The following is a 733-nucleotide window of genomic DNA, read 5'->3' as shown; positions in this document are numbered from 1 at the left end:
TCTCGTTGAAGGCCACCAAATGGAAAGTACTTGAAGATGCAAAAAGCGATTCTCATGGTTTGTGCAAAGGGGTCGTCAAGCGGCGTAGGGCCTTCCGGGTGCCGGCCAAGATACCACGGAACTGACTCCGGACCTCGCACCGACAGAGGAATCGGCTTTGGCGATCTTCTCGCGCTGCTGCATAATGGGGTTCCGCGGCTGGCCGTGAAGAGGTCGTCATCCTGCGGCCGAGCCCGGTGGAAGGGACCGAATGAGATGGTCTACAGATCATGCGACTCGAGCAGCGCCCTTCGTCTTCGTACTCGCCGTCGGATCGCGACATGGTATACTGATGGCGATGCGGGTCGATGACATCCTCTGGCTTCCCCGGTTCATCGACAAAGTCGAGAGCAAGCACGGGATCCTGCCCGAGGAGGTCGAAGAGGTCTTCTGCGATCGGCCGAAGTACCGCAGGGCTCAGCGAGGCAGGGTCGAGGGCGAGGATCTGTACCACGCTTATGGTCAGACCGACGCCGGCCGTTACGTACTGGTTGTTTTCATCTACAAGACAGGCCGCGTGGCGCTCGTGATCAGCGCTCGCGACATGGAACCGAGAGAAAGGACGCGCCATGCCAGGAAGTAGGACGCCGATTCCGGAAGAGTTCGCATCGGCCGAAGAGGCAGCCGAGTTCTGGGATCGCCATTCGACCGCGGACTACGAGGACTTGATGGAAGACGTCGAGATGGAGCTTTC

The 733-nt window shown here is 59.5% G+C and carries 1 protein-coding gene; it reads left to right on the top strand.

The window, feature by feature from the left end; translation table 11 throughout:
- Positions 1 to 337: 337 nt before the first annotated feature.
- Entirely contained in the window at positions 338 to 622 is a 285-nt protein-coding gene (locus tag GY725_03425) for a BrnT family toxin (protein ID MCP4003225.1), read from the top strand.
- Positions 623 to 733 lie beyond the last annotated feature (111 nt).

It is taken from the genome of bacterium, assembly GCA_024226335.1.
Classification (GTDB): Bacteria; Myxococcota_A; UBA9160; order SZUA-336; family SZUA-336; genus JAAELY01.
Note: the sequence above shows the minus strand (reverse complement) of the source record. Positions and strands in the feature narration are given on the sequence as shown.